This is a genomic window from Streptomyces sp. NP160 (assembly GCF_006335115.1).
Taxonomy (GTDB): Bacteria; Actinomycetota; Actinomycetes; order Actinomycetales; family Quadrisphaeraceae; genus Quadrisphaera.
Genome location: NZ_VDMJ01000019.1, coordinates 1 through 8964 on the forward strand (window position 1 = coordinate 1; position 8964 = coordinate 8964).

Below are 8964 nucleotides of genomic sequence, written 5' to 3' on the forward strand. Positions count from 1 at the left end.
CACCGACCCACCGACCCACCAGGAGCGCCGATGTCCTACCAGGCCTACCTCGACGCCGTCGAGGCCAAGAGCGGCAAGACGCCGCGCCAGCTGCTCGACATCGCCGCGGAGCGCGGCTACGGGCCCACCACGAAGGCCGGTGAGGTGGTGGCGTGGCTGGCGGAGGACTACGGCATCGGCCGCGGCCACGCGATGGCCTTCTACGGCGTGCTGAAGAACGGCGCGAGCATCAGCGACAAGCACGTCGGCTCCACCGGCAGCCACCGCGACGCCTCCACCGAGCTGCACCTGGACGGGGTCGCCAGCCGTCCTGCGGCCGGCGGGTGACGGACACCCCCGATGGGGTCGAGAACAGGCTCCGACCGCTTCTTCGGCGGCCGTCGTCCCCGTTCGACACGCCGTTCGAGGGACGGAGGTGCGATCAAGTTCATCGATGAACTAGCGTGCTCCCTGCTGGTGCTCAAACAGCTGAGGCGTCCAGCGAGCGCAGGCTCAGCCGTGTGCTGAGGGCCGCAGCCCGTTCCCCCCAGACGGACTGCGGTCCTCCTGCGCAGCAGCCGCGCAGAGGGCCGCAGTCCGTCCTGACCGACGGGCTGCGGCCCTCCCTCTGCCCCCGGCCCCCGGCCCCCGGCGCCGTGGTGCTCAGGTGGTCCCGCGCTGCACGAGGTGGTGCGGGATGAGCCGCGTCTGCGGCCCCCCGTAGGAGGGGTCGCCCTCGATCTGGGCCACCAGCAGGCGCACCGCGTCGGCGGCGACGCTCCTGGTGTCGATGGCGACGGTGCTCAACGCAGGGCGGCTGCGCGCGGCGTCCTTGACGTCGTCCACCCCGATGACCGCGACGTCTCCGGGGACGTCCAGGCCGTGGCTGCGCAGGACGTGCAGGGCGCCCAGCGCCAGGGAGTCGTTGCCGCAGAAGAGCCCGTCGAAGGGGGTGCCGGACGCGAGCAGGTCCTCCGCCGCCGCGGCGCCGCCCTCCCAGGTCCACCGGTCAGCCTCCACCACGAGCTCGGGCCCGGTCGGCAGGCCCGCTGCCTGGAGCGCCCGCGCGTACCCGTGCAGCCTGTAGGTGCCGGCGGTGCTGGGGCCGGGGTCCTGGTTGGGGCCGATCATCGCGACGCGCCGGCACCCGCGGTCGACGAGGTGGGCGGTGGCTGCACGCCCGATCTCCTCGTTGGACAGCACCAGCTGGTCGGCCCGGGCGTCCAGCGGGTGGTCGGCCAGCAGGACCACGGGCTGGTCGCTGACGAGCAGGTCTCGGTCGACCGGGCCCAGCGCGTGGGGCTGGAAGATGAGCCCGTCGCTGAGCAGGCGGTCGTGCCCGCCGAGGATGGCCAGCTCCCGCTCCCGGTCGGACTGGGTCTGCTGGATGGTGACCGCCCACCCCAGGCGCTCGGCCTCGTCGACCACCGCCAGGGCCAGCTCGGCGAAGTAGTCCATGCGCAGGGCGGGCACGGCCACGGTGAGCAGACCGGTCCGCCCCGTCCTCAGGCCCCGGGCCGTGACGTTCATCTGGTACCCGAGGGTCCGCACGGCCGCCATGACCGCGGCGCGCGTCGCCGGGGTGACCGGCTTGTTGCCGGAGAGCACGTTGGACACCGTGCGGCTGGTGACCCCCGCCGCCGCCCCGACGTCGGCCATGGTCACCGGCCGGCGCTGCGTCGTCATGGGGACATCAAAGCCGGTGCGGCCCCCGCCCCGCGGGCGCCACCCGCCGAGGTCGGGGGTGACCCGGTCTGCTCAGCTGAGGCAGACCGCGAGCACCGCGACGTCGTCGGAGGACGCCGCCGGCAGCATCTGCGCGAGCACGGCGTCCACCAGCTCCTCCAGGTCGCCGCAGGTCTCGACCGCCTCGGCCACCACCACCTGCAGGCGGGCTATGCCCTCCGACAGCGCCTGCCCGCGCCGCTCCACCAGTCCGTCGGTGTACAGGAGCAGCAGAGCGCCCGGCGCCAGCCGCGTGCGGTGGAGCCGCCGGTGGGTGCCCGGGTCCACGCCCATGAGCAGGTCGGTGGTGCTCGCCTCCAGCAGCGAGACCCGGCCCTCGGCGTCCACCACCACCGGTGGCGGGTGGCCGGCGTTGGACCACTGCACCTCCACCGCGCCGGGCACGTCCTCCAGCGCCGGCTCGTCGTGCTCGGGGACGGCGACGCGGACGACGGCGGCGGTGGCGGTGGTCTCCACCCCGGAGGCGCGCATCACCTCGTCCGCGCGGGTCAGCACCTGGCGCGGGTCGTCCGTGCCCACCATGCCCAGCGTCCGGACGATCGTGCGCAGCTGCGACATGGCCGCCGCGGCCTGCGTGTCGTGGCCCATGACGTCGCCGATGACGGCGACGGCGGCGCCGTCGGGCTGGGTGAAGACGTCGTAGAAGTCACCGCCCACGGCGGCGGCCTCGGCGGCGGCCACGTAGCGCACCGCCACCTGCACGTGCCCGGGAGCCGCGGTCGGTGAGAGGTCCAGCAGGGCTCGCTGCAGCCCCTCGGCCAGGTCGCGCTGCTGCCGGAAGAGCCGGGCGCGGTCCAGCGCGAGCCCTGCGCGAGCGGCGATGTCGGCGCCGAGCGACAGCTCGGTCTCGCGCAGCGGGGGCAGGCCGCCGTCGGTGCCCAGCGTCATCAGGCCCAGCGTCCGGCCGCGGCTGCGCAGCGGCAGCGTGACCATCGACGCCGGTGCGAGCTGCTCCAGCGAGCGGCGCGCCGGTCCCGGCGCGAGCAGCGCGCTGATCATGGCGACGACGTCGACGTCGGCGTCCTCGTCGTCCTCACCGTCCTGCGGGGCGGCGCCCACCGCGGCGGCGTCGGCGGGGGCCGGGAGCGCCACCACGTTCTGGGCGTCGGGGCCCACCAGTGAGGCCAGCGCCTGGCGGCCCTCGGGCGTCAGGGACGTCAGGCGCGTCCGCGCGTGCTCCGCGAGCACGTCGAGCGCCGCCGGGTCGCGGTGCCACCACGCGACGTCGTGCATGCCCAGCCGCCCGCCACGAGCGCCGGAGGCCACGGCCCGCTGGCTGGCGCGGGTGGGCACCGGCAGCTGCACCCCGTCCGAGACCACGGCGAGGATCGCGAAGTCGGCGATGCTCGGCACCACCAGGTGGGCCAGGCGCTCCAGGGCCTGCTGCGGGTCCACCACCTCCGACAGCTGCCGCGTCACCTCCGCCAGCAGCTGCAGGCGCGCGTGGGCGCCCTCCACGTCCGCGCGGGCGGCCTCCGCCTCGCCGCGGGCGGCCTCCGCCTCGGCGCGGGCCTCCCTCGCGGCGACCAGCGCGCTGTCGCGCTCGGCGTCTGCGGCCACGCGGGCCGAGACGTCGGTCTGGATGCCCACGTAGTGGCTGAGCACCCCGTCGGCGTCGTGCACCGGGCTCAGCGCCACCTGGTTCCAGAACGCCGTGCCGTCGGCGCGGAAGTTCAGCAGCGTCTCGGTGATGGGCTCGCCGGCCCGCAGCGCCGCGCGGATGCGGCGCGTGGCCGCGCGGTCGGTGGCCGCACCCTGCAGGAAGCGGCAGTTGGTGCCGACCGTCTCCTCGAAGGTGTAGCCGGTCACAGCGGTGAAGGCCGGGTTCACCCACACCAGCGGCATGTCCGGGGTCCGGGCGTCGGCCACGGTGAAGGACAGGCCCGTCGCCAGGACCGCCGCCTCGCGCACGGCCACCCCGTCACCGGCGGCGGCCCCCACCTGCCGGGAGGCCTCGGCGACCACCCCCGCGGCGTGGGCGTCCTCCGCTCGCTGCTGCAGCGCCTCGCGCTCGGCCACGGGCAGGAACACCACCAGCGCGTGGCCCGCGAGGTTGGGGGCGTCGTCGAGGGGCAGTGCCACCACCCACAGCGGCTCGCGGCGCTCCCCGAGGTCGCTGCGGCGGGCGGCGGACACGCCCTGCCCGGCCACCGGCTCGAACCGCGCGATGCGGGACAGGGGGTGGGCGGTCTCGTCGAGGGGCTCGCCGTCGAGGTCCCTGAGGTCTGCGGCGGTGGCCCACGCGTCGACGCTGACCGGCAGGGACAGGCCCGGCGCCATCTGGGTGGCGACGTCGTTGGCGTACAGCACCGAGCGCGAGGGCAGGTCCACCATGAGCACGGCCGCTGAGGCGTCGGGCTGGACCTGGACCACGGCGGCGGCGCGCCGGGCAGGAGGCGCCGCGGCGGCGGCGTGGTCAGAGCCGTTCACGATCTCGCCTTCGGTGGTCGTCAGCGCGGGAGCCCAGGCGCCGGCAGGACCCGGTGGAGGGGCCAGCCGGTCAGGAGGAGCTGCCGAGCACCCCTGCGTCGGGACCGATGATGTCATCAGGCGCCGGCGCGGGGGCCAGGTGTGTCGCCCGCGACCGGGCAACGCCGTGCCGCGGGGGCCGGGTCGCCGGTCGCGGCGCAGACGGCCTCGTCGACCGTGGAGTGCAGCGCGACGACCATGTCGAGCCCCGTCGTCGAGAGCCGGGCCCGCAGCGGCTCGGACGCTCCGGCGATGCTGAACCCCGCGCGGTGCGCCAGCGTCCGCTTGAGGAGCGTCACCAGCGCCCCGAGACCCGCGGAGTCGACGAAGGCGATCTGCGACGCGTCCAGCACCACCACGGGCACCGCCTGCGCGACGCGGTCCGGTCCCTGCGGGGACAGCGCCGAGTCGACCAGCTCCCTGCCGTGCAGGCGCAGCTGGTCGGCCGAGGCGAAGTCGAGGTCGCCCGCCACGGCCAGCACCGGCACGCCTCGTTCGTGGTGGAGCCGGATGAGCAGGCCGTGAGCCATGCGCTCGCCTTCGCCAGGGACCACCGCTCGGCCCATCGTGGTCTCTGGCCTCCAGCGTCGATCACCCCGGGCGTCTGCGCCCGTCGATCAGCGACCACCCCCTACCGTGCCGCCGTGGACGACTCCCGGTCGAGCGCCCCCGTCCCCGAGCTCCACCTGCGCACGCACGGCGTCGCTGTGACCGCCTGGAGCCCCGAGGGCGCCCGACGCTGCGGTTCCGCCGCGAAGAAGTCCGGCGGTGGAGGCAACCCCGAGGCGCCTGAGGCGTCTTGAGGGCGGGGCCATCACCGTGGTGGCGCGCGAGGAGACCCGGTGATGTCAGCAGTGGCCACCACGCACGACGACGACCACCCGCCGCCCGTGACGGCCGCGCCCGCCGCCCCGGCCGGGCCGACGTTCGACGACCTCTTCGTGCAGCGCTGGGCCGCCACGGTCCGGCTGGCGCTGCTGCTCGTCGACGACGAGGCCAGCGCCGAGGACGTCGCCCAGGAGGCCTTCACCGGCCTGCTGCGCCGATGGGAGCAGCTCGACGACCCCGCGCGCGCCCAGTCCTACCTCAACCGGGCGGTGGTCAACGGCGCCCGGTCGGTGCTCCGCCGCCGCCGCACCGCCCGCGCCTGGACGCCGCCGCACGCCGCGCCGGACCCGTCCGCCGAGGAGCTGGCCCTGCTCGACGACGAGCGCCGAGAGGTGCTCGCCGCCGTCGCCGCGCTCCCGCAGCGCCAGCGCGAGGTGGTGGTGCTGCGCTACTGGTCGCAGCTGGACGAGGCCGCCACCGCGCAGGCCATGGGCATCTCCCGCGGCACTGTGAAGTCCACCGCGCACAAGGCCGTGGCCGCGCTGCAGCGCCGGCTCGGCGGCCCCTCGCCGTCCTCCGGAGGTCCCCGATGAGCCCGACCGACGAGGCGCTGGAGCGCCGGGTGGCGCAGGCGCTGGGCGCCCGCGCCGCCCTCAGGACCGTGGAGCCCGCAGCGCTGGGGGAGCGGCTCGCCCGGGTCCACGCCGCAGCCGCAGACCGACCGGGCTCGACGGGCGCGGCCGCGTCGGCGACGGTGGTCGAGCTGCTGGGAGCCGACGACGACGCAGCGCCGAAGCGCTGGCGCTCGCGCCTGGTGGTGGCGGCGGTGGCCTCAGCAGCGGCAGCCGCGGTGATCGTGGCCGCCGTGCTGAGCGCCGTGCACGACGGCAGCGGTGCGCCGGCCCCGGCAGCCACCGCGCAGCCGTCGCCGTCGTCGCCCTCGTACCCCGGGGAGGAGTGGTCCGGCTTCTACGGCCTGGCGCACGCGCAGTGGCCGACCGACCTGGAGGGGGTCTCGCGGCTCGGGGACGACGTGGTGGCCGGGTCGGTGCGGATGATCACCCAGCTCGGCGAGGTGGGGTACTGGGCTGGGCTCACCGCCGACGGCGGCGTGTGCTGGAAGGTCGCCGGGCCGGGAGTCGACCAGGGGGCCTGCGCCCCGGAGGCCGCGCTTTCCGAGCCGGTGGAGGTCTCCGACGGCTCGGCGGCGCCGCGGGTGTGGCTGGTCCCAGCCGGCGCGACCGACGCCCAGACCGAGCCCCTGACCGCGGAGGGCGTCGTCCCGTACGTCCACGGGGTGTGGGTGGAGGCGAGCGCCGCGACGCCCCCGGTGGACCGGTACGCCCAGCTGCGCGCAGCACCGACCGCCGCGGACGAGAGGGCGGCGGGCTTCGAGTACGCAGGCATCAACGCGATCGTGCCGGGCTCCCTGAGGCTCCTCTACGAGGGCGAGGAGGGCACCTTCGTCGTGGGCGCGCTGCCGCTGGGGAAGCTCTGCTTCTTCAGCTTCGTCGGAGGCTCGAGCGGGAGCATGTGCCAGCCTCCGGAGCAGCTCGCTGGTGAAGGATCGCTCGGCTCGACCGAGGACCAGCAGTCCATCTCGACCACGTGGCTGGTCCCGGACGACCTCGACACCTCGGGGTGGCCGGCGCTGGGCCGCAGACAGCTGGCGCCGAACCTCTGGTACGCGAGCGAGCCCATCCCGCCCTACACACCGGAGCCGGTGAGGTCGCTGACCCCCCAGGAGGAGCAGGCGGCGCGCGAGCAGCAGGAGGAGTTCGCCCGGCAGGCGACCTTGAGCGGCCGCCCAGCACCCGAGGTCGTGGGGCTGTCGCAGGCGGAGGCCGCCTGGATCCTTGAGCGGTACCACCTCCCGGTCAGCGAGGTCACGGTCCGGGACGCGGGGTCCGCGCCGTCGGGGATGGTCGTCAAGGCGACCCCCGGCACGGACGAGCAGGTGCCGGAGGGCACCGGCGTGCACCTCTTCATCGCGAGGTAGGTGCAACGCCCCGCTCGCCGGCGGCGTCGTGGTGGGTGACGGGGCGCGTCGCCGCGCGCTCCGTCACCCCGGTCCGCTGACGAGACGAGGACCGCGGTGGACCTGCGGACACGTGGGACACCGGCCTGCTCCTCATCAGGCCAGGCCCTCCAGCACGTACCGGCGCTCCAGGTGCGCGGTCGCCCGGCCCCACGCGCTGCCCCTGACCCGGACCTGGTGGGCGCGGAACGCCTCCGGGCTGTCGAACAGTTCGTCGACCTGCCACGTGCGGCCGTCGTCGGTGAGGCCGACGTCGAAGCTCAGGCACCCGGGCTCGGCCCTGGAGAGGCGCACGTGCTGCGGCAGGAGCTCGGTCACGAGGCGCACGTCGTCGGCGGTGCGGCAGACGAGCTGACCCGTGAGCCGGACCTCGTCCACGACTCGACGCTAGCCGCCCCGTTGGCTGCCTTCCTAGGCTGCCCATGTGGCCCCAGCGGTGGTGGTGACCTCGGCGCTGGCAGAGGCCACCGCGCGCAGCGCTGATCCGGCCCGTCGGGAGTGGCTGGCGGAGCTGCCGCAGCGCGTCGCCGACCTCGCCGAGCAGTGGCGCCTCGAGGTGGGGGATCCGTTCGAGCCCGGCGGCACGGTCTCGTGGGTGGCGCCGGCGCGTGACGCCGACGGCCGCGACGTCGTGCTCAAGGTGGCGTGGACGCACGACGAGGGCCGCGACGAGGCAGCGGGCCTCGCCGTGTGGGCCGGTCGCGGCGCTGTGGCCGTCCACACCTGCTCGATGGACGGGCGGACCACGGCGATGCTCCTCGAGCGGTGCCGTCCGGGCGTGGAGCTGCGGACCAGGCCCGTCGACGAGCAGCACCGCGTGGTCGGTGACCTCGTCCGTCAGCTCCACACCGCCGCACTGCCCGCTGGCCACGGCTTCCGGACGCTGGCGCAGATGTGCGAGGCGTGGGGCGAGCAGGCACGGGCCGGCCACGAGAGGGCACCGGGTGTGCTCGACCCGGCGCTAGTGCGCGAGGGCCTCGTCCTGTGGGACGAGCTGCCCACGACCTCACGCGAGCAGGTGCTGCTGTGCACCGACCTGCACGCCGGCAACGTGCTCTCCGGTCGGCGATCCCCGTGGCTGCTCATCGACCCCAAGCCGCACGTCGGGGACCCCCACTACGACGTCGTCCAGCACTTCCTCAACTGCGAGCGCGAGCTCCACACCGACCCGCTGGTGCGCGCCGTCGCCGGGGTCACGGACCTGGACGAGGAGCGCCTGGTGCGGTGGCTGTTCGCGCGGTGCGTGCAGGAGTGCTGGAGGTGGCCGGTGCTCGCCCCGGTCGCGCGCACGCTGAGCAGCGCTGCCCTGGGGTGAGCGCGTTCCTCATCGCGGCGGCCGCAGCCCCCGGCCGCGCGCACGTCCGCCCAGCCGCTCCGGGAGGCGGCGACGTCGGCGAGGTTCCACCGGAGGACTCGCGCTCCTCGTCCTCGAGGGACGACGACGACCCGGGCCGTCAGCGCCTCGCGGTCGACATGCTGCAGCACGTGGTGGTCTCCCGAGTTGCGCGCACGGTGCGGAACTCCGGCTCTGTCACCTGCTCCTCGCAGCTGTCCCTGTCGGCGGTCGCGAGGAGGTGACCTCGCTGCAGCTGGCCTTCCTCCCGGGGCTCGCCCGCCGAGGAGCACTGCGCGTACAGCAAGGCTGTGCGCGTGGCTGCCGGGCACCGGTCTACCGCCCAGCTCGGCACGTCGGTGGCGAGCTGGGCGGTGGACGAGGTACGACGGCGCGGGTGCGCCCTGGTCCAGCTGACCACCGACAAGCGCCGCGCCGACGCGCACCGCTCTTCTCTCGGCTCGGGTTCAAAGCCACGCACGAGGGGATGAAGCTCAACCTCAGCCCCGCGGTGACGTGATGCCTGAAGCGGGGCGTGGTCAGTAGAGGACGTGGGTGAGGTCGGGCAGGA

10 protein-coding genes are annotated in these 8964 nt (G+C 75.3%); 6 read left to right on the forward strand and 4 right to left on the reverse strand.

Going from position 1 to position 8964, the window contains the following annotated elements; translation table 11 throughout:
- A partial coding sequence (locus FHN55_RS10965; RefSeq protein WP_257570876.1) for a DUF4287 domain-containing protein occupies positions 1 to 327 on the forward strand: 327 nt, incomplete at its 5' end.
- Positions 328 to 642: 315 nt separating this feature from the next.
- On the opposite strand, the gene FHN55_RS10970 is transcribed toward FHN55_RS10965, so the two are convergent.
- From FHN55_RS10970 to FHN55_RS10980, 3 genes are all read right to left on the reverse strand, one after another.
- Positions 643 to 1665 (reverse strand): LacI family DNA-binding transcriptional regulator, encoded by a 1023-nt coding sequence (locus FHN55_RS10970; RefSeq protein ID WP_139712362.1) that lies wholly within the window; start codon positions 1663 to 1665, stop codon positions 643 to 645.
- Between the two features lie 72 nt (positions 1666 to 1737).
- A complete protein-coding gene (locus tag FHN55_RS10975; RefSeq protein ID WP_139712363.1) occupies positions 1738 to 4155 on the reverse strand; it encodes a SpoIIE family protein phosphatase in 2418 nt (805 codons plus the stop codon).
- 116 nt (positions 4156 to 4271) lie between these two features.
- A complete protein-coding gene (locus tag FHN55_RS10980) occupies positions 4272 to 4724 on the reverse strand; it encodes an STAS domain-containing protein (protein ID WP_180357777.1) in 453 nt (150 codons plus the stop codon).
- A gap of 114 nt (positions 4725 to 4838) precedes the next feature.
- Here FHN55_RS10980 and FHN55_RS22675 point away from each other — a divergent pair, with 114 nt between their 5' ends.
- The 3 genes from FHN55_RS22675 to FHN55_RS10990 are packed head-to-tail and all read left to right on the forward strand — an operon-like array spanning position 4839 to position 7021.
- Positions 4839 to 4997: a hypothetical protein gene (locus tag FHN55_RS22675; RefSeq protein ID WP_180357778.1), complete on the forward strand. Its 159-nt coding sequence runs from the start codon at positions 4839 to 4841 to the stop codon at positions 4995 to 4997.
- A gap of 42 nt (positions 4998 to 5039) precedes the next feature.
- The gene (locus FHN55_RS10985) at positions 5040 to 5615 is read left to right on the forward strand and encodes a SigE family RNA polymerase sigma factor (protein WP_139712368.1); all 576 of its coding nucleotides are present in this window, start codon (positions 5040 to 5042) and stop codon (positions 5613 to 5615) included.
- Entirely contained in the window at positions 5612 to 7021 is a 1410-nt protein-coding gene (locus FHN55_RS10990; protein WP_139712365.1) for a PASTA domain-containing protein, read from the forward strand. The genes FHN55_RS10985 and FHN55_RS10990 overlap by 4 nt, the downstream gene beginning before the upstream one ends.
- Before the next feature lie 135 nt (positions 7022 to 7156).
- On the opposite strand, the gene FHN55_RS10995 is transcribed toward FHN55_RS10990, so the two are convergent.
- Entirely contained in the window at positions 7157 to 7438 is a 282-nt protein-coding gene (locus tag FHN55_RS10995; RefSeq protein WP_139712366.1) for a putative quinol monooxygenase, read from the reverse strand.
- Positions 7439 to 7484: 46 nt separating this feature from the next.
- On the opposite strand from FHN55_RS10995, the gene FHN55_RS11000 reads away from it, so the two are divergent.
- Together FHN55_RS11000 and FHN55_RS22680 are read left to right on the forward strand one after the other, a co-directional pair.
- Positions 7485 to 8375, forward strand: a complete 891-nt coding sequence (locus FHN55_RS11000) for an aminoglycoside phosphotransferase family protein (protein WP_139712367.1) — start codon at positions 7485 to 7487, stop codon at positions 8373 to 8375.
- The gene (locus FHN55_RS22680; protein WP_180357779.1) at positions 8372 to 8638 is read left to right on the forward strand and encodes a hypothetical protein; all 267 of its coding nucleotides are present in this window, start codon (positions 8372 to 8374) and stop codon (positions 8636 to 8638) included. Before FHN55_RS11000 ends, FHN55_RS22680 begins: the two co-directional genes overlap by 4 nt.
- Positions 8639 to 8964: the final 326 nt, after the last annotated feature.